Below are 20,163 nucleotides of genomic sequence, written 5' to 3' on the forward strand. Positions count from 1 at the left end.
TTCAATAACGACCCTAAATGGCGCACATCGTGCGTCAGAGCGAAGAGGGGTCAAAGGATCGCAGATATATTGCGCCGTATCTGACGTGGCACAGGCTGCCACACCACTACACGTCAAAAAATTAATTCGCTGCAGATACTCTTCGGCAATACACCGGGCTTGACTTGGCTTAGATTTAGCCCAGTTTGCTGTTGTTAGAGGAAACCTCAACCCTGCAAGTACACTTTATGCCGAAAAATCGTCATTGGATGTTGGAGCGTGATTGTCCTCATAGGGAAAGGCTTCGGATTCAAGCTCCACAGCACGTAGGGCTGCACTAAAGCCACCAAGCGGATCAAAGGGCACAAAAATTTTGGCACGCTGCTCAAGAGACATGCGCAAACGACCACTAGGAGGATTAGGACGGAAGGGCTGACTCTTATAATCCGGCACGATGACCTCCTATCTGCATATTGCGTTCGCGAGCATTAGCTTCGGGAAGTAAATCCAGCGCCTTGAGCATGGCATTTTTACCATATTTTTGTTTGATAGCATTTATAGCCTTTTGCCTACAACGTTCGCACTCCTCGGCAGCCATATCAGTAAACAGAGAAAGTTGTTGCCCCGTGCTCTGCGCAGGCTCAACACCACCAAATTCAACACCAATACGCTTGATACGACGCTTAGCGATTGCAATCTGAGGCCAGACTTCTACTAAAGCATCGATAATATTTCTACGTGAATCTGTAGGCGCAACAAAAGTTTTGCCAGCATGGGTCCCATACCCAATAACAGCGCCGCGAGTACCACCATGCCGCACTGCATGTCGCTCCTCATCGTTCAGCTCAAAACCAACCCACACCAAAAAAGAGTGGGCGACTTCTTGGCGTTCAACCAAATCGAGTGTAAGGCGCTCGGTCATCTCCTTGGCAAGAATCAAACCCGTGCGGCTATCAACACCCTCGGCAAGCACCTGTCCATTAGAAAGAGAATGCCCACGGGAACGATATGCTTTTATCTGAGGCATCCCCACAGTCTCAATCCCCCACGCATGATCAACCAAAATCTCAGCATCAACGCCAAACTCCTGGTACAGTGCCTCATGTTGTTTTGGGTCTTGGGATGCGAGAGCCAACTCTCCCATACAGGTAATACCCATTTTTGCTAAGCGGCGCGAAATACCAGGCCCTATCCGCCAAAAATCAGTCAGTGGCCGATGATTCCAAAGTTCTATCTTGTAACTCTGCTCATCAAGCTCACCAAAAAAATCGGCACGACGCTTTGCCATGATATCAAGAGCGATTTTCGCCAGATATAGATTGGTCCCCAAACCACAAGACGCAGGAACTCCCGTCTGCCTCACAACGCTCTCCCGTATGCGTTCACCCAGCTCACGTGGTGTGCAATGGTACAAGCTAAGGTAGCCTGTAATATCAATAAATGCCTCGTCAATGGAATAGACATGGATGTCTTCCTTGGCAACCCACTGCAGGTAAATGCCGTAAATCTGAGTAGACACATCGATATAACGCTGCATGCGAGGAGGTGCTGTGATGTATGTAATACCTGCGGGAATCTCAAATACGCGGCAGCGGTTACGCACACCCAGAGCCTTCATCGCAGGTGACACAGCAAGGCAGATTGTCTTATTCGTACGCGTGGAATCCGCCACAACAAGCTTGGTTGTCATGGGATCTAAGCCCCGATCAACGCACTCAACCGAGGCATAAAACGACTTCAAATCAATTACGAGATAGTGGCGTTGCAATGCCATGAGCTGATATAAGTTCTAATGCAATACGACAATTCCAGACTTCACGCGCTCGGCAGCTTCCTTGCCGCAAAGACGCCGCACCAACGCCAAGCCCAAATCTACTGCCGTGCCCATACCCTGAGAAGTGATGATGTTGTCATCTTCAACAACAGGCTCATTAGCACATACGTGGGCAGCATGCTCGCTTAGTACATCCTGAAAACCAGGATTGGTAGTAGCACGCTTACCCTCAAGCAAACCAAGCTCAGCCAAAATAGAAGGAGCAGCACAAATAGCGGCTAGCTGCTTGCCAGCACTACCCTGTCCGCGTCCTGCTTCAGCAAAACGGAGAAGTGCTGCACACAGGGGTTCACAGACCTTAAGGTTGAGCGTGCCTGGCATACCACCAGGCAGGAAAAGCAAATCATAATTGTCAAAGTCAAAATCAGCATCTGTAATACTACAGTCGCAACGCACATAAACATCGTGACTCGATTGGACAAGCAAATCAGAGCCAACTGCCACTAAATCACAAGGAACGCCCGCGCGAAAAAGAATATCCGCAGGGGCTAGGGCCTCAACTTCCTCAAGACCTTCAGCAAAAAAGATTGCAACGCGACGGTCACAGCTCTTCTTAAACTTTGACTCCATGGCTCTCTCTCCTTCTTTTAAGCCCAACATCCCCCAGTAGTCAGCTCGTAAAATTAGCTGTACACAGCTGTATCCCCTACTTATCCAAATCACAACTACGTTTGCCAGACTCTTTTGTGGCTCCGACCTCACTAAAGTCGGGCACGCGCTCTAGATATTCTTTCGCACGCGCAACAGCGTTGTTAACTTCGTCATTTGAGCCTCGACTAAGCTCATCAACGGTCTTTTTTGCCTTCTCAATCTCTGCATCAAGCTGGGCATAAGCCTCACCGAGGCTAGGCACATTGCCAGATTTTGCCTGCTGGGCAACAGGACCAATGCCCTTCTCGGAAATATCAGAGAGTGCATCAACAAGTGCACGAACATTTTTGACATCTTCACCGATAACGGGTAGCTGAGAGGCAATCTGCCAGAGAGGTCCTTCCACCGTCGAACGCGCCTGAGCCGCTTGTTTTTCAATTTTTGCAGAGGTTGTAGCCACACCCTCAAAATCCCCTGTCGTCATCTGATTGCTAAGGGTCTTCATGCTAGTCAAGATATCTGCTGACTGAGATTTGATTGCATGCCCTTCGCGATACAGCTCAAATCCTCCTGCACCGCAAGCCAAAACCAAAACAAGCAACGCAATAAGAAGGCCTCGATGAGCCTTGCCTTCACTGCTGCGCTGCGACCACATATGCGTAATTCCAAAACCCATATATAACTCCTCACAAGCTTTTCTTGTGCGGGCAAAGTATTCTTAACCGCCACCAAAACATCCTTGACTGCCCTAAAAGTACCCTTGGCTGCCTTAGCTATAAGTCTATCTCTTAGACAGGACATGACTTCCTCAATACAAATTTCCAACTCTCTCCATGAGTCCGCCTATAATCAAAGTACCTGTTAACTGTGCGTCTCGCATTTTTTGTGGACACACAAAAAGCGAATGGAGCCTTATGGATCTCCTCATCCCCTTCTTACTTGGACTGGCCCCTATCCTTTGGCTTGTAATCGCGCTTGTAGGTATCAAAATGCCTGCTCACTTCGCGGCAGCGGGCGCGCTTTTGGTAGCTGCCGTACTTTCAGTTGTTTGGTGGCATATGCCGCTCATCAATATGGCAACTGCCGCCCTTGAAGGTATCGCGATGGCAATCTGGCCGATTGTCATTGTCATCATCGCAGCAGTCTTTACCTACAACGTTACCGTTCATACAGGTGCTATTGAGACCATCAAGGTCATGCTCACTTCAGTCAGTTCTCATCAGCGCGTACTAGCTGTACTTATCGCTTGGTGCTTTGGCGGCTTCCTTGAAGGTATGGCTGGCTTTGGTACTGCCGTTGCCATTCCCAGCTCAATGATGATTGCTTTGGGCTTTGACCCACTCAAAGCTGTGCTGGTATGCCTTGTTGCAAACGGCACGCCAACGATGTTTGGCTCCATCGGTATCCCCACCACCACCCTTGCGGCAATTACCGGACTCGATGGTACTGCCCTTGCTCTTACTCAGGCCCTGCAGGTGGCTCCTTTTGTCATCGCTACACCCTTCATCATAGTCATGATTATCGGAGACGGGCCTCGCGCACTGCGCGGTCTACTTCCCGTCACACTCACTGCAGGTCTTTCAATGGCTATTCCTGAGGTTGCAACAGCGGCCGTTATCGGTGGAGACTTGCCCATGGTCGTGGCTTCGGTCATCTCGCTCATTGCAACGTTTTTTGTTGCCCGCGCAACCAACGACAAGATTGATGTACTCTATCCGCCCCTTAAACCCAAAGAGAATATCAATGTATGGTGGGATCAGGCATTACGTGCTTGGTGTCCTTTTATTCTTGTGTTTGTCGTCCTTGTCTTTACCAGCAAACTCGTTCCAATAATCAATGGCCCTCTTTCTGCAATCAAGTCCACTGTCAATATCTATCGAGGCGATCCCACAGCAACGCTTAGCTTCTCGTGGATTAATACACCTGGTGTGCTCATTCTCATTTGTGGCATTCTTGGCGCCTTTGCCCAAGGCTGCGAGCCTCATGAAATTTGGGAGGTACTCATTGCAACCTGCAAACAGATGAGTAAAACCATCTTGACCATGCTTTCAGTCCTCGCCTGCGCCAAAATTATGGGCTACTCAGGCATGATTGCCAGCATCGCTGCGTTCTTTGTGGGAACACTTGGTGGCTTCTATCCCCTCGTTGCACCTTTGCTCGGCGCTATGGGCACCTTTGTAACTGGCTCTGGAACTTCCAGCGAAGTACTTTTTGGCAACGTGCAAGTACAAGCGGCACATTCCATCAATGCCAATCCTATTTGGCTTGCCGCCTCTAACTCTGTTGGCGTTTCCGCAGGCAAGATGCTCAGTCCGCAAAACATTGCTATTGGCTGCGCCACACCTAAACTCTCTGGTCGTGATGGAGAAGTACTCAGTCGCGTAGCCCCTTATGCCTTTGGCTATGCCGTACTGATGTCGATTCTCACCTTTGTGGGCGTACTTCTTGGCTGGTAAAGCATTTCTCACAATTGCATGACACGCATAAGCCCGACACTAGAATCCAATCTAGTGTCGGATCTTTTTTTATCTCACAAGCAAAACAGCGCTAAGGTAGCACCACTTGAGGAGCCTCTCCAGCAGGACAAATATCACTTATGCCATCACCGTCTGCATCTACAACCTCAAGTTCTGTCAAAGGTCGCTTCCCTACCGCTGTAGCGTGGTACTGCACAAAACCCTTCCAAGTATCAACCGTATAAACTTCCCCCTGAAGTCTCACAATATCTTGAGCAGAACCATTTATCGCTCCATCAGCTTGAGCTTCAAAACTAAGGCCTTTACCTGTAGCGATATCACTTTTTACTGTAATATGCTCTTTTGCTCCTCCCACCGATAGCATGTCTGCTGGCTTATCTGCACTCAGCAAAACATTATTAGCGCTACCCAGCCAACCAGCCGCTTTGATGGGCAGCTCGTTATAGGCCATAACCTTGCCCAAACGTTGATTGGTATAGCTAATAGCTGTGGGAATAGAAACCTTCCATACTGCAGGAATCCATTTAGCATGTACCGTTTGATCATGCTCAAGGGTCTGCCCAAATTCAAATACCTCATCAAAACTATCCGAACTATACCACCCACCAAATTGCCAACCAGTCGCTTGAGGAATAGGAGGCTCTTGAGTTTTATCCTCAAATCCCAACGTCTGGGCCTCAATCTGCTTGCCATGACCGTTCATATCAAAATTCAACCGCGCTGTCTTGCGCACCCAAACTGCATGTAGGTACAAATCACCGTCTGGCATGTACGCATCGCTATCCGCTTTGAGCAGAGCATCCTTGCTAAGGCTACCTTCCTTTCCAAAAGCCTGCTCAAACTCCGTTTCAGAAAAGGCCTCGTCTTTGGCCTTCGACTCCTCCCAAAGCTGTGCAAAAGGATTGTCAGAGCTTTCCATGCGATACCAGCCCTTAAAGCTATAGCCTTTTCTCTGCGCCATAGGAAGCGTTACCACATCGTCCTTATGAAGATCATCTCGCTCAAAATTTCCCGCTTCATTAGGCTCACCAAACTTTTCAATCACACCTTGATGCGGCAGATAAGTCAGTTTATGCACACCAGGCGTACGACTGGACTCATATAGACTATTGGTAGAAAACGAAGTCCAACCCGTCTGTGCACCTAAATACGACTCACTAAACGCAAAGGCTCCATCCTGCCAAATACTCACAGCACGATTGGCAAAGAAGGGATTGGCTCCTTCGGGATTAATCGTATCCGTATCAGTTCCTACCTTTATTTTGTTGGGAAATCCTTGGGTGGGATAACAGTGGATGGTGCCATCATCCTGAACCTGAATATTCATCGCATTGCCATGCGAGACCACTTGCCCTACAGCTCTTGACCAGTCACGATCGACCAGTTCAATCGCTTTGAGTTTGCTTGTAACCCCATCGGCAAGTACACGAGTGCTCAGCACCCATTTAGACTCTGAAAACTCCCCTGCATTGGTATCACCTACCGCAATCCTTGGGTAGTTGAGAGATTCTAGGGTAAGGTACGAGTTGCTAATAGGGATTGTTTCTCCTAGAACACCGTTATCATTCCAATCTGCTGCGGGCAGGTAATTTTGCAACTGCTTCTTTTGGAAGTACGCATCGCAAGCAGAACGTATCTGCTCGTCTGATACTTCGTGAACCACAATAGACACATCTATATCGCCTAGATTTATCGCTAAAAAGCCACCACGCAACAAGTCGGCCACATCAATTAAGGGTTGGCCGTTGTTATAGTTTGCAGCCGCGCCGTTGGATGCATACTCATCAATGCGAGCCGAGCCTGAAATTGTCAGAGTTGCCCCCACGGGAATAAGTTTGCCATCTTTACGCGTATAAGTACCTACAATAGGAAAATCAAAACCAGCAGTCATGCGCTGACCCTCACGCATGCCTTCAGTCTCCAGAAGCAAACCTGACTGGCAAACATACTGATTTGCCATTTGAAAAGGAATATAGCTATGGATGGTGTCATTTAAGGCATTTACCGATACTCCTTCGGTACGAGAATGTTTGTCTTGACGATAACTTTTATAGTGAGGGGCGCCTGTTACCGATAGCAACCGTGGACGCAGGGCACCAGGACCAACGAGCCCATCATTTGCCAAACAGTCGGCAAGCTCAAAACTATGCGTTAACTCCAAAGCAGTACTATCTGCTGCTCCCAAAGAACCATCTGCATAAAGATGTGCTCTATGCACATCACCCGAGTCAAGATCGACAGTTCTCAGTTCAAAGCTATTGCCATCTATCCGCAGTGCTGAATCTTTTGAAATAACTTTGTCGGAGCGTTTAGGTGCGAGAATAAACTCTCTGGGAGCATCACCTGTTGCGCCAACACGTCCTTCGCCAAGCGCAAATATACGTAGCCGATACTTAAAGCCAGAACCAAGACCCGAAACTTTACAGTGGGTATCGCTGGTAGTAGTCAGCGCAAACCAAGCCTCATTAGCAGCAAAAGTATCTTCCCCAGAGCTTTGTGCCCATACCTGATATTCCTTGGCATAAGGTACCGCATCCCAACTAAGAGTTGCGATTCCCTCAGTTGTAATATCTGTCTTGACCTTATTGTGCGCCAGCTGAGAAGGTACGCGATAAAGATGCCATTTCTGAGCAGTAGAGTTATTTGACTTATAAAGCTGGATGTTCGAACCGTTTTCGGTTTTGCCACCTTTAAGATCAAGCACTTTTCCTCCGTAATTGGAAGTCAGTGTGCTCAAACCCTTTGCATCTGTAGCAATGGTCCACTGAATAGGCAAGGAGGCTAGCTGAACATTTGAATCCTTTACCCTTGCAGTACCCAAAGCCTTTCCACTCAGCAAACCAACAATTTTGTAGCTTTTGGTCTTTGCATCATAGCTAATCTTCCAGCACTGATTTGCATTAGAAAGAGGCCATTTGCGATTGGTACGATGGTAAAGCTGTACATTAGTACCCACCGTCGTGTGCCCTCCAGCAGCATCCAAAACAAAAGAATCATCTTTGGCACTCGCAATGACATACACGCCATCTTGGATGTGTTGAGCGGCTTTGACCTCTGGAGCCCAAGCAGCAAAGCCCGCAAGCAACGCAAGGGTGAGCATTGCAACTAACAAAGCGCGTCCAAGTCTGTACGCAAAAGCTCGCTCGTGCCTATAGAAATCTTGTACATACACACGCACGGAAGTACCTGCTTCACATGTCATTTTGCTCACCTCTCTCGACTGATCTGTGTTGTAGTTTTACCTGCAAGCAAAGCAGCCCCACCAGCAAGGGCAAAACCCGTAGCCGCAAGGACGTATCCCATAAGGTCAATGCCCGTTTTGCCATAGCTTGTCTTTTCTTCTGCAGGCTGAGATGGCGGACTATCCTCTACCGAAAGCGATAAATCAATTGCTCCATTGTTGGCAGTACCAGATTCTTTAGAGCCACTCCACCGGTCGCTTTGCAAGTCGTATGTCTGGTCACCTATCAGCTGTCCGCTTTCTACAGATAGAGCCTCAGTATCTTGGGCAAAACCTATCCCAGGGCTTATAGAAACCATCAAAGCAAGAGTCAAAACCACAGCAGCAAACAGGCTTATCACAGGAGGGCTTGACACACTCCCTGCTCTTCTTCTTGCAATCATGCGTATCAGCCCCTGCCTACTGCGTCACAATATCTTTGAATTCACTGGCAACCTTTGCAGACTGGCCAGCTTCAGCATCCTTGTTCTCGTTCCAAGCCTCACGCGCAGAGACGATACGATAGCCACTCTCGGGAGCCTCATCGCCTTTCAGGGTTGCAGCATACTCACCTGCTGCCAAAGTTTGCTCACCCATACCATTGGGAGACTTCATCGAAGTTGTCTCTTTGATTTCAGAACCACCATCGCGAGGGCCCTGCAAAATTTTGCCTGTCTCTGCCCAGACTTTTACTGCCTTACCTGCAGGCAAAGCACCTTGAACATTAATGATGTAGTCATCAGAGGTATCAACTGTGCCAACACGCATACCGCTGTACTTAATGGCAGTAGGTACCGTCAACAGATACGTACCGTTAGCATGTTCAACACCTCCACCGTCAGGCTTATCGTCACCATCTACGCTGGCACCATCTACCCAAGCACCATCTTTGGTGGAATACAGCAAATCAACTTTGCCGTCATTGGCACGACCCTTGTCCTTGGCAGCACTCCAGGTTTTGGTCTGAGAGTCATAAACCTGATACCCTTCAAGAGCAAAGTCTGAATCGGGTCCTATCTCACTCCCTTGGCCACTCGTACCTGGAGTCTGTCCACCCTCATTAGCTATTTGAGTTTTGTCATCTACCAGAGCAGAGCGATACTGCACCGTTGCAGTCCAATCACCTGCAACATAGACATGACCATTCATCTGAATATTGTCCGTAAAGTCACAGCCATAAGTCACAGGCGCTCGAGTACCTTTATGCACAAGCGGCTCACTATTTACTTGCTCGGCCATTGCCACAGCTGGCAGTGAAGACAAAGCACAAGCAATACCTGCGCTTATGACGGCAGCTGTACGGGCAGAGTGGAGCAGATGAGCAATATTTATTTGCATTTGGGACATCCTTTCTCAGCATGTATATCTTCAAAAACAGCGAAAGAGCTACGGTGAGCGAGCCCGACAGCAATATCGAAAACCCTTAGACATGACTAGCCCACCTTTACACGGAAGTCCATGGTCATGCCATTTGCTTGTTGTTGAGTCTTGATATGAAATGCCGAAAAAACTACCTGGCCTTTGTGCTCCCCTGTAGGAACTTCGCGCTCAAGATCTATCTCATCAAGATGAGTTCCTGGAGCCAGGCTCTGAGGGTTTTTATCTTTGTGTTTGGCATTCCATACGATTTCGTTGTCAGAAAATTTGCCATCATCATTGCAATCCACGTAGACCACAGGGACCATATCAACAGGATTACCCTGGGGATTTGCAAGCAACAACCCCACTCGACTAGCACCAGATTCCCAAAACACATCGGGCACACTCTGAAAACTGGTATATTCCTCAATAACGGCGTGTGCATCCGCATTTGACTTGTGCAATCCCGTACTGTCACCCACATAATCCACCGCATTAGCAAGGTAGTTTTGCCCTGTAAGGACAAAGGCAACTCCTACCGCTGCGAGACCAATGCCACATACTCCAAGCGCAATCTGCCATAGTCGTACTCTCTTTTTGATTTGTTTCATCTAGTGTCTCCTTCGATGCAATAAATGATGGTTCTCTCGTTTGACCAGCTTGTATAACTGCAGGTAACAAGGCTAATTACATGATTTGGAGGGGACGTATTATCAAGCGCAATGTCAGCTTTTAAAAGCTCGTCTTGATACCAAGCAACAAAATCTTGTTTATCTGAAAATCTGAGCTTTGGACCCTCTGTTGCAGCGTTAACTACCCTCACAAAAGCCGGTCGCAAACACAGTTTTCTTGTAGGGGTCTGTAGCAAAATCTGGCTATGTGCTTTTGCCCATGAAGCATCAAGATACTTACTCAATGGAGCAAACATTGCACCGTCTGGTGAATGATGTCCATATATCACTGCATTCGGCGCTAATACATTGCCCTTGCAAGCTGCATCAAGGTAGGCACATCCATAAATATTTTTTCTACCTTCTAAATCATGTGTAAGATAAAAAAGTGGTTTATCTACATCAGCTGCAACAATAGGTAATGAGATTGGTGTATCAGGCACGCTTAGCCACGCAACAACCTCTGGATGCTCGCTATGCAGAGTCTCCCAATCCACTACAGGGAAAATTGGCTCATCCTGCACATCGACCGACTGCTCCGCACTTACTTGTGACCCCGATGCGAGATAGCGCTGAGCATCATTTGCTGCAAAACGCATAAGTACAAGAGAAACAACTATGCCTGCAGAAAGTCCCAGAGAGCAGATCCCTGTCGAAAGCAAAACTGTCTTATACCAAGGACGTCTTGTATAACGCCGCAACATAGTCACCCCCATCAACTCTGATAAAGGGCACTGTAGAGGGGGCAGCTTGGATTTAGCTTGTTGGTTTACTGACTGACAGCTGCAGGCAGTCTAGCAACAGCAGCTTGGACTCGCTGGTAAATTAAAAGCCGCAATAACGATTTAAAAACCAAAGATGAAAAAGTCATAAAGAAAGGGCTGTGGATATCCACAGTCCTTTCACAAGAATGCAAGCTTATAGTGCTGACGCTTTGCTTACTGCCAGTTTTGCGTGTACTCAATGAGCGTATCTCTTAGGGTTACCAAACTCTCATTACTCATAAATACACGAGAGGACAACACGCCAGAAGCAGTCCCGTCAGCTGCGGGAGGAGTATCTACCAACACAAAGTCAATCATCGATTGCCCACCATTGGTGCGAATCATTGCAATATCAGCATGTACGCCACTGCGCACATCAGGCGTTGCTTCTACAGCAATAGCATTTCCCTCAATGGAACTCTGAGCAGGATCAGGCAACATATCAGCAGAAATACGTGGAAGCTGATTGGCACCATTTGCTTCGTGCTTTGCCATGTATGTCTCCTTCTTAAATAACTTAGCTCACTAGTTGAACAGACGAATAATTCCACGAGGAGTACTGTAGCGCCACATACTCCTATTAACGACGCCTTCATCAGGGGCAGCCTCAATCATACGGTCGTTACCAAGATAGATGGCAATATGGCCTGGCCAGGAAATGAGGTCACCACGCTTACGGCTACCCAGAGATGATATATGCTGGAGGTCTCCCCTTTCCCAAAAGGCATTAGCATACGCCGCGTGATAGCCACCATTGAGGCCCTTGTAATAGTGGTTATAGGGATTCATCGAACCAAAGTTCATACCACAGGCATATGCGCACTGCAGAACCAAGCCTGCACAGTCAACACCAACACCAGGCGCACAGGCATAGTCCCAGATATAAGGAGTTCCCAAATACTCCTTCGCGCGTTTAATAAAGGCTTCAACGCACTCACTACGCGAAGCAGTCCGCGAAATTCTTGAGGGGCTTGCGTAGTTGAAAGGCCATCCGTAATTACGCCATGCACCCCACACTGTATTTGGACTCAGCTGAACCATCCATGAAGGGTTTTGGTAACCGAGCTTATTAGGTGCAGTTTTTACTTGGAAACGCCAACCCTGGGCAACAGTATTGTTGGAAGTATAGGCATCCACATTGACACCGCTATAATTCTGAGCACCTGCCACATCCAAAACTGTGCCCAACGCAGAGACAATCCGCAGGCCATACTCGCCCATCTCAAAACGCCATTTCTGAGCAGCAGAGTTATTACCAGTGTACTGCTGCACATTTGCACCACGCGCAGCAGAACCACTCTTGATATCTAGAACCTTGAGACTATTGCAATTGACAAGGGCATACCAACCATTACCAACTGACTTGAGCCACCACAGTTGGCTCACTTGATTATTATCGGTAGCCATCACAACATTTGCGGCATTGGCACTGGAGGCGCCTTTTACTGCAAGACGTAGCATCGGGGAGACAGTAGAAGCTATTTCATAAAAGCCCTCATTAGGAGCAAAGCTTGTTTTGGTAAGCGTCCAACCCTGTGCAGCAGTTAAATTACGGTGATATGTTTGGATATTGGAACTATTAGCAACTTTACCGCCATTCAGATCAAGCACCTTGCCATCAAGAGCAGATCGGAATTCAAAACCATTACCTAAAGTTGCGCCAACAACCCATTCACGTAGTACACCAGCTTGACGACCCTGCTGAGCATTGCTCTTTTGTACCACAACATACTCGCCAGAATTGATATTCTGCAGAGTGACATTACCATTGGTAAGCGTGCGAATATACCATTTTTGAGCTGCAGTTTTATTAGAACGATACAGCTGAATATTAGTGCCTGTATTCCAAGAACCACCTACCACATCGAGCACATAGCTAGCATTTTTTGCAGTGGAAATAACATAGGCACCTTCAGCTACCTTTGGGCGATACGCATCAACAATAAAGCTGGTAGCGTCTGCCGTGCGTTGACTTACAAGCTTACCATCCACAAATGCAAGTGCTAAATCATCACGAGTGGCAGAAACAAGTTTCCAGCCTCCTTCAGAGGGCACTAGCGCCCACTTCTGGGAGATACTATCGCTAGCCTGCTGCTGACGTATTGCGCCTCCAGGTAAAATATCACCTAGGTCTAACTGTACTGCCTTAGCTGAGCCCGCATTGAGTAGCTGGTAATAACCTGTCTTTACGTCACGCTTCAGATAAAACGCCTGAGCAACCGTGTTGTTACTCTGATACGCTTGTAGCTGTCTGCCGTTATCTTTGCTTGCGCCAGGAACATCTACAGCCTTATTACCGCTCTTAAAGGTGTAAAACTCTTCGTTGAGCTTTTCGCTTTTTGCTGGCGCTTTTCCTACTAGAGAAGTAAAACTGAAACGCTGAGCGACAGTTTCATTAGAACGGTAAAGCTGCAAATTTGTTTTTGGTGTAGTCTTGCCGCCGCTCAAATCTGCAACAAAGCCATTGCCCAAAGCAGACCAGAGCGAAAAGGTGTCATCCTCGTTTTTGATAATTGCCCACAGTTGCGACAAACTACCGTCGTAACTCTTCTGATAAATATTTGCGCTATTAGCGGCTTTATCACCATCAACCGTCAGCACCTTATTGCTACCGATATTCGTTAGTGTACGCCACTGATGTCCGTCACGTTCCACCGTTGCCACACGCCAAGACTGAGCCGCTGTGTGATTGTGATCCCAAAGTCTAACGTTAGCCTTCTCTTTTTTTGAGCCACCCTCAACATCCAAAACACCACGAATACGAGAAGAAGAAATTACGTAGTCGCCATCAGCTAGGCCTGGCACCAACTCATCAATTCCGTCTTCAACTTCCTCAGCAGGCGTGTCTGCAACTGTCCCTGTCGTAGGTGTGCTCGTACTACTAGTATGTTCTACAGGACTAAGTGCTAACTCTTTTTCCTCGGGAAAAACTGTGTTCGTCTGTTTTTCGGCATCTGTTTCTTCATTAACGCTTACGGGCAACTCACGACTAGCGGTTGCTGGCTGTTCGATTGAACTTGGCTGCTCTGAAACGGTCGCATCCTCTGCAAGTGCCAGTTGAGGTGCAAGTATACCTAATGAAAGACTTAACACTGCACCTGTAGCTGCAAGAGCTAAATGACCCGTAAGCTTGTTTTGCATATCCCATCTCCTAAAAGTGCTAGCACAAATTTATACACGCATTGACCTAGACGTCGGTCTTAATACTACATCCCACCACTGATCTTTCCATCCCCCCATTGAACTGTAGTACGCCAAAGGACGAGTACAAATCTCATAACCTGTCTGGTCACCAGGTTTACCACCCGTAATACCACCCCACTCATTTTGATGAGCGGCAACTTCGGTAGTATTCGAAACGATTCCTGCAGTATGGCTCAAATCGGAAAGCAGGACATCTCCCGCTTGAAGATCTCGCACATCACTAATGTAGAGTACTTGCCAACCGCGACTTTTTAGATTGGAACGCATGTCCCCCGTCCAACAAGCACTACCTGTTTTAAAACCAGCAGCCATCAGACTAGAAATTACCAATGAAGAGCAATCATAATCACCACGCTCACCCCAGCGATAAGCTTGGTCATACCCATGCTTATCATCTTCTGCCATGGCTACCATATACTGAGAAAACTGCTCAATAGCAGCACCTACACCTTTCGCTTTACTCTTGCGAAGCAACCAACCCTGTGCCACCGTTCCATTATTTTGATCCTGTTGGACGTTCGTCCCTGATAACAGCTGACCCGCTGCGATATCTAGCACCTTACCCGAGCCATTCACAAAGGTAAAACCAGTATCACCAAAGACAATCTGCCATTTTTGTCCCAGTACATTATTTGTTGTGTATTGGGCAACGTTAGCCCTATTAGACTGAACAGAACCCTTAACACCAAGAGCTTTGTTTGAGTTCGCAGATACAATACGGTACCAATTACCCCCTAGAGAACTAATATGCCATGTCTGCGCAGCGGTGCTATTTGCTTTGTATATTTGAACATTAGCACCATCATTTCCCGAAGCACCACTCACATCTAAAGCTAAATCGCCGTTACCCGCTGCACGAATTTCATACCAACCCTCGCCATCAAAAACTCGGGTACCCTCAAAAATCCAAAGCTGTGTATCAGACCCATTCTGCTGCTTCAGCTCTATATTTGCTGTGTTTTTAGCAACACCACCTGCAATATTGAGAACCGCACCCAAAGCACTTTGGAGTCTAAACCCACCACACGAACCCAAGTCTCCCAAACCAAAAGTAAGTGACCAATAGCTTGCTTTATCCGCCGTTGCCTGCATTACATTGTGACCATCATGTGAGAGGTACAAACCAGAGCCGATATTTCTAAGCTGCCATCCAACTGAATCTTGTTTGAGTTGCCACCTCTGTCCATATCCCCCATTCCAAGAATACGATTGAACATTGGCGCCAACTTTTGTGCTGCCACCACTCACATCAAGCACTTGGGAAGAATTGCTAACACTATTAATACGATAAAAGCCTTGGGTGATACTTGGATTCCACTTGGACAAACCCCAAAGCTGGGCAGATGATTGAGCTGCAACGTCTGCAGTTTGTAGTACCGAGCCTGAATCTGCAAGAGCATGACGAGTCTTTGCATTAACAAAATAATAGCTACCAGCACCATCGGATACTAACTCCCACAGCTGATAGAGATTATTCTTTTGACTCATCTGCTGTGCCAACATAGTGCCCGCGACAATATCCGCTGCAGAAGCGCTAACAGAAAGGCCCGACTTGTCATTACGAATACGCCAATACTTACCTTCACGAGAAAGATAAAAACCCTGAGCCATCGTATTGTTCTTGCGGTATAGCTGAACTTTTGCACCAGCCTTGTTAGAGGCTCCAGCTATATCAACCGCAAGAGAACTTGAACGAGAAGTGAATGTATACGACCCTGCTTCAGGCTGCACACCTGCATTTCCCGCAGAATGTAAAGACTCTGTTGGGTCACTCACACCAGCAAAGCCCGCAAGGACATCTACCAGATTCCAAATCTGTGCATTTGTCCCATTAGATTTATAAATCTGAAGATTAGTACCGTTTGTACTACGAGCGCCACTGACATCAAGTACAAAGTTACCCACCAAAGCAGAACGCAGACGCGCTTGACCTTTTTGCTCATTCACCCAATCAACATACCAGCGCTGTGCCGCAGTACCGTTTTGTACATATTGCTGCACATTGGTGCCATTTGCCGCTTTTGCACCAGTGACATCCAATACGAGTCCACTCTGCTTGTTTTTGATAACGTAACCATCTTTATCGGCTTGGAAGCTCCACTCCTGAGCACCTGTACCATTTGCCTCGTAAAGCTGTACATTAGCGCCTTTTTTCTTGGAGCCACCCTTTACATCTACAGAACCACGGCCAGCAACGGCAGATTCAATAACAAAAGAATGGTCTTTCAAAGGAACTTCTGCAGAAGGATCCTCGTTTTCAATGGCATTAGAAGACATCGTAGTGGTCTCAAGTCTTGTTTTTGTAGCATCTATTAGCTGATTAGACTTGGCTTGGTTGGTAGTATGTTCTAGTTGGACTACTGACTGGCTTGGGTCTTCTTCAGAATCCAAATCATAGTTCAGACCTGCAGAAACGGCTTCTTCAGATACAGACGGTGTCAAGGTATTATCATCACTAACCTCAGCGTAAGCAAAGGTGGGCACACTCAAGACTAAAGCAGATCCCAAAACAAGCACTAGCGGTATTTGCTTCATTTGTAAACGATTGACGTACATTTGCGTCTCCTATACCTGTTTTACAGGGAAAACATACTTATGATATATCCTAACTTGCATTCGACCGAAAATGCTTATGACTAAATTACATAAGCTGGACTTGGGATTGCCTACATAAAGTAGTTCATTTTGTCGGTTTTGATTTGCCTTATTCCAAAGCGAAGGGAAAAAGCGATGGCTAATAAATCTACGCCACATACCAAATGTTTTTTCTTCCGTAAACGTCATGCTATTGCAGCTATGGCAGTTGCGCTTCCCCTGTTAGCAACTCCTGGCATAGCCTTTGCTCTAGATGAAACACCTAGCAGCGAAGTTGTACCTACAGCAATTGAAGAAACCACAACAAATCCCACCAATAGTAACGCTTCTAATCTACTTATTTCTATTCCTGTTTCCGAGGAAAACAACACTCAATCATCTCTCCCTACAAATAATGAAACAGTTACCGAAGCGGAAGTGCTACAAGATGAGACTACGGCCGCACATGAAGTCCCAAAAAACGAACTAATAAGCTCAACTGATGAAGTCACAAAATCCACTCCTACTGAACTATCTTCAGTTGACACCGAAACAAACTTCATGCATAAGGCAGTGGATACAGATACTCCCGCTGAAGTCACCGATGGTCTCTATGAAATTGCAACTTTTACCGATCCTAACAAAGTAGTGGACGTACGTGGCGGCTCTCGAAATAATGGCGCTGCGGTACAGACCTATCGCTCTAATGGAACTGGTGCACAAGTGTGGCGTGTCACGCAATTAGGAGGCGGTCTTTACACCCTACAAAATCTTCGGTCGGGAAAATACCTTGATATTCCTGCTGCAAAAGCAGTCGAAGGTGCCCAAGTTCAACAATATACTGAAAATTCCACTAAAGCGCAGCAATGGGAAATCGTCCCCGATGAAGGTCGCAAAGGCTACTTTGTACTTCGCGCTTACCTAAATGGCAACCTCGTACTCGATACAAAAGAAGGAATTCTAAAACTAGGATTCGCAGATGGTGATGCTACACAGGCTTTTTCTTTCGAGAGGATAGTAGCCGCTGTAAGTGATGGTCTTTATGAAATTAACAATGTTAATGCCCAGAAACCTATTGAAATCCCTGGTGGCAGCAACAAAAATGGCGCACCTGTTGCCATCTATGCTTCCAATAATTCAGCAAGTCAACGCTGGCGTATCCAACTGGCAGGTAAAGATAGCTATACCATCCAAAACGTACGATCGGGCAAATTCCTTTCTGCAAATACTAGTAAAGGAAAGCTTAGCCGTATTATTTCCCAGCGTGATGCTAGCTATGCCTCAGACCAAATTTGGAAACTCAGCCCTGTTGATGGCAGCGGCATATTTACCGTAGTATCAGCGCTAGATTCTAATATGGTATTAGATGTCACTGCTGCAAAAACCACAAACGGCACTAAGCTCCAGCTCTACAAAAGCAACGGCACCCTTGCTCAATATTTTTCATTCTCACAAATCAATCAAAATATTGCAGATGGTGTCTATGAACTCAAAAACCTCAAATCGCATCTTGCGCTCGAGGTAAATTCTGGCTCTATCACTCGTGGAGAGAATATCCAGCAGGGCAATAAAAAGACCGATGGATCGCAGTACTTTTACGTTCGCTACAATCACGGCAACGGCTATTACACCTTTACCAATGTAAAAAGTGGTAAGTGTCTGGAAGTAAAGGACGCTTCAAACTCACAAGGTGCCAATATTCAACAAGGCGATGTCGCTAATAGCTATGCTCAACAATGGACCATCCGTGAAGATAATGGTCTATACGGAATTTATTCCGCAATAGGAGGACTGGCACTTGACGTAAGTGGAGGTTCAACTGCCAGTGGTGCAAACGTACGGGTCTGGACTTCAAATGCTAGCGGTGCACAACGCTGGACATTTAAGCATGTAGACCAGTGGCTTAACAATGGTACCTACAAAATTATTGCTACAAATAACAATGGCAATGTTTTGGCTGTCGTTGACGGTAGTCACAATAACAGCACCGCTATCACAACCCGTAAGGTACAAAAAGCTAATAATTACCAAAAGTGGCAACTAAGTTGGGATGGAAACTTTATCAAGCTCATTAATGTTGCCACCGGTAAAGCACTTGATATTCGTTCTGGTAAGACTACTAACGGTACCATTATTCAACAGTTCCGCAGCAACAATAGCAATGCGCAACGTTGGCTACCTGTAATGACGGAATCAGGAATTATGCTGCAATCTGCCCTTGATGCACATGTTGTTGTGGATATCGCAGGTGGTAGTAAATCTGCTGGAGCAAAAATCCAAACATATACCAACAATAATTCCTTAGCTCAACGCTTTTTATTTGTAAATTCAGCTCTACTTGAAAATGGAACTATTTACACCATTTATGTTGACCCTGAAAACACTCTCGCCAAGTCCAATCAAGTAATGGATGTTCAAGGTGCTTCAAAAGTAAGCGGCACACGTGTACAGATTTACACTACTAACAAAACCGCTGCACAACAGTTTGAACTAATCTCTGTTGGTGAGGACAGCTATCGCCTGCAGAACGTCAATTCTAAATTGTTTATCACTGCAAATGCTTCTGGCACAATCACCCAAACTGCAGCAAATAATTCCAGCACTGTATGGCTTCCTCGCTGGGATGATACAACCGATTCAATTGTTTTGATGTCTTCTAGCCAACTAAAGGCAATCACAGCAGTCAACGGTAGACTTAACCTAACAAATTGGTCAGAAAACAACTCTACCCAAGGTTTTCTTTTTACTAATATCCCACAACAAAAGCGTCTTCATGGCATTGATATCTTTAGCGGTGATGGAGATGCTGGCATTAATATCGCACGCATACCCGCAGATTTCATCATCGTAAAAGCAACACAGGGTACTGATTACACCAATCGCTACTTCCGCAAGCACGCCGATGAAACCCTTGCCGCTGGCAAGTTACTTGGTCTTTACCATTTTGTAGACACAACAAAGGGAGCCATTAATGAGGCACGCTACTTTGTTGATACTATTAAGGGCAAGGCTGGGGAAACCAACTATATCGGCAAAGCGGTGCTATTCCTTGACTGGGAAAACAATGATGTTACAGGTCAAAACAACATCAGCAAGGGTCCAAAATATGCAAAGGCATTCCTTGATGAAGTAAAGCGCTTGACTGGTGGTGTAAAGCCTCTTATTTATATGAGCAAAAGCGTTACTGGCAGTAGCTATAACTGGCAGAGCGTTGCCGACGCAGGTTATGGTCTTTGGATGGCTCAGTACCTCTATAAATACTATGATAATGATGTAAAAGGTCACGTAGATAATCCCACCCTCATTTACAACGATGCCGAAGATGGCCAACGCGAGTGGAGCAAACCTACCCTCTATCAGTACACCTCAAAAGGAAAGCTTCCAAACTATAGTAAATATCTGGATATGAATGTCTTTTATGGCAACGCTGCAGACTGGAACGGTTTGGCAGCAAGGCATTAAGTACTATAGAGCCAGAATCATTCCATAT

Annotated in this window: 14 protein-coding genes; 2 read left to right on the forward strand and 12 right to left on the reverse strand. The window is 46.6% G+C overall.

Annotation, left to right across the window (positions count from 1 at the left end):
* Window positions 1–225: 225 nt before the first annotated feature.
* From HMPREF9069_RS02155 to HMPREF9069_RS02170, 4 genes are all read right to left on the reverse strand, one after another.
* The gene (locus tag HMPREF9069_RS02155; protein WP_035438175.1) at window positions 226–432 is read right to left on the reverse strand and encodes a hypothetical protein; all 207 of its coding nucleotides are present in this window, start codon (window positions 430–432) and stop codon (window positions 226–228) included.
* Complete coding sequence (locus HMPREF9069_RS02160) at window positions 419–1,753, reverse strand: Y-family DNA polymerase (RefSeq protein ID WP_021625470.1); 1,335 nt, start codon at window positions 1,751–1,753, stop codon at window positions 419–421. The genes HMPREF9069_RS02155 and HMPREF9069_RS02160 overlap by 14 nt, the downstream gene beginning before the upstream one ends.
* A 15-nt stretch (window positions 1,754–1,768) precedes the next feature.
* Complete coding sequence (locus tag HMPREF9069_RS02165) at window positions 1,769–2,383, reverse strand: DJ-1 family glyoxalase III (protein ID WP_035438178.1); 615 nt, start codon at window positions 2,381–2,383, stop codon at window positions 1,769–1,771.
* A gap of 76 nt (window positions 2,384–2,459) precedes the next feature.
* Window positions 2,460–3,080 carry a hypothetical protein gene (locus HMPREF9069_RS02170; protein WP_035438181.1) on the reverse strand — a complete coding sequence of 207 codons (621 nt, stop codon included), beginning with the start codon at window positions 3,078–3,080 and terminating at the stop codon, window positions 2,460–2,462.
* 238 nt (window positions 3,081–3,318) lie between these two features.
* Between HMPREF9069_RS02170 and HMPREF9069_RS02175 the strand changes: the two genes are divergently transcribed.
* Window positions 3,319–4,860, forward strand: a complete 1,542-nt coding sequence (locus HMPREF9069_RS02175; RefSeq protein ID WP_021625474.1) for an L-lactate permease — start codon at window positions 3,319–3,321, stop codon at window positions 4,858–4,860.
* 91 nt (window positions 4,861–4,951) lie between these two features.
* Here HMPREF9069_RS02175 and HMPREF9069_RS02180 read toward each other — a convergent pair whose 3' ends face one another.
* The 8 genes from HMPREF9069_RS02180 to HMPREF9069_RS02215 all read right to left on the reverse strand — a co-directional run bounded on the left by HMPREF9069_RS02180 (window position 4,952) and on the right by HMPREF9069_RS02215 (window position 16,655).
* Window positions 4,952–8,083 (reverse strand): RICIN domain-containing protein, encoded by a 3,132-nt coding sequence (locus HMPREF9069_RS02180; RefSeq protein WP_021625475.1) that lies wholly within the window; start codon window positions 8,081–8,083, stop codon window positions 4,952–4,954.
* Window positions 8,084–8,088: 5 nt separating this feature from the next.
* Window positions 8,089–8,478, reverse strand: coding sequence for a hypothetical protein (locus HMPREF9069_RS02185; RefSeq protein WP_035438183.1), 390 nt, complete (start codon window positions 8,476–8,478; stop codon window positions 8,089–8,091).
* Window positions 8,479–8,521: 43 nt separating this feature from the next.
* On the reverse strand, window positions 8,522–9,439 hold the full coding sequence (locus HMPREF9069_RS02190) for a hypothetical protein (protein WP_035438186.1): 918 nt from the start codon (window positions 9,437–9,439) through the stop codon (window positions 8,522–8,524).
* A 95-nt stretch (window positions 9,440–9,534) separates the two neighbouring features.
* A complete protein-coding gene (locus HMPREF9069_RS02195) occupies window positions 9,535–10,071 on the reverse strand; it encodes a hypothetical protein (RefSeq protein ID WP_021625478.1) in 537 nt (178 codons plus the stop codon).
* Complete coding sequence (locus tag HMPREF9069_RS02200; RefSeq protein WP_051317758.1) at window positions 10,068–10,835, reverse strand: class B sortase; 768 nt, start codon at window positions 10,833–10,835, stop codon at window positions 10,068–10,070. The genes HMPREF9069_RS02195 and HMPREF9069_RS02200 overlap by 4 nt, the downstream gene beginning before the upstream one ends.
* Window positions 10,836–11,069: 234 nt before the next feature.
* On the reverse strand, window positions 11,070–11,390 hold the full coding sequence (locus HMPREF9069_RS02205; protein ID WP_021625481.1) for a VOC family protein: 321 nt from the start codon (window positions 11,388–11,390) through the stop codon (window positions 11,070–11,072).
* A 30-nt stretch (window positions 11,391–11,420) separates the two neighbouring features.
* Entirely contained in the window at window positions 11,421–14,036 is a 2,616-nt protein-coding gene (locus tag HMPREF9069_RS02210) for an RICIN domain-containing protein (RefSeq protein WP_021625482.1), read from the reverse strand.
* A gap of 30 nt (window positions 14,037–14,066) precedes the next feature.
* Complete coding sequence (locus HMPREF9069_RS02215; protein WP_021625483.1) at window positions 14,067–16,655, reverse strand: RICIN domain-containing protein; 2,589 nt, start codon at window positions 16,653–16,655, stop codon at window positions 14,067–14,069.
* A 174-nt stretch (window positions 16,656–16,829) separates the two neighbouring features.
* Here HMPREF9069_RS02215 and HMPREF9069_RS02220 point away from each other — a divergent pair, with 174 nt between their 5' ends.
* Entirely contained in the window at window positions 16,830–20,135 is a 3,306-nt protein-coding gene (locus tag HMPREF9069_RS02220; protein WP_021625484.1) for an RICIN domain-containing protein, read from the forward strand.
* Window positions 20,136–20,163: the final 28 nt, after the last annotated feature.

This window comes from Atopobium sp. oral taxon 810 str. F0209, assembly GCF_000466405.1.
GTDB lineage: Bacteria > Actinomycetota > Coriobacteriia > Coriobacteriales > Atopobiaceae > Olegusella.

Excerpts from the sequence above, each read along its gene's own strand:
- HMPREF9069_RS02175 (WP_021625474.1), top strand. The coding sequence starts at position 3,319 with ATGGATCTCCTCATCCCCTTCTTACTTGGACTGGCCCCTATCCTTTGG.
- HMPREF9069_RS02165 (WP_035438178.1), bottom strand. The coding sequence starts at position 2,383 with ATGGAGTCAAAGTTTAAGAAGAGCTGTGACCGTCGCGTTGCAATCTTT.
- HMPREF9069_RS02170 (WP_035438181.1), bottom strand. The coding sequence starts at position 3,080 with ATGGGTTTTGGAATTACGCATATGTGGTCGCAGCGCAGCAGTGAAGGC.
- HMPREF9069_RS02210 (WP_021625482.1), bottom strand. The coding sequence starts at position 14,036 with ATGCAAAACAAGCTTACGGGTCATTTAGCTCTTGCAGCTACAGGTGCA.
- HMPREF9069_RS02215 (WP_021625483.1), bottom strand. The coding sequence starts at position 16,655 with ATGTACGTCAATCGTTTACAAATGAAGCAAATACCGCTAGTGCTTGTT.
- HMPREF9069_RS02205 (WP_021625481.1), bottom strand. The coding sequence starts at position 11,390 with ATGGCAAAGCACGAAGCAAATGGTGCCAATCAGCTTCCACGTATTTCT.
- HMPREF9069_RS02190 (WP_035438186.1), bottom strand. The coding sequence starts at position 9,439 with ATGCAAATAAATATTGCTCATCTGCTCCACTCTGCCCGTACAGCTGCC.
- HMPREF9069_RS02180 (WP_021625475.1), bottom strand. The coding sequence starts at position 8,083 with ATGACATGTGAAGCAGGTACTTCCGTGCGTGTGTATGTACAAGATTTC.
- HMPREF9069_RS02200 (WP_051317758.1), bottom strand. The coding sequence starts at position 10,835 with ATGTTGCGGCGTTATACAAGACGTCCTTGGTATAAGACAGTTTTGCTT.
- HMPREF9069_RS02220 (WP_021625484.1), top strand. The coding sequence starts at position 16,830 with ATGGCTAATAAATCTACGCCACATACCAAATGTTTTTTCTTCCGTAAA.
- HMPREF9069_RS02195 (WP_021625478.1), bottom strand. The coding sequence starts at position 10,071 with ATGAAACAAATCAAAAAGAGAGTACGACTATGGCAGATTGCGCTTGGA.
- HMPREF9069_RS02160 (WP_021625470.1), bottom strand. The coding sequence starts at position 1,753 with ATGGCATTGCAACGCCACTATCTCGTAATTGATTTGAAGTCGTTTTAT.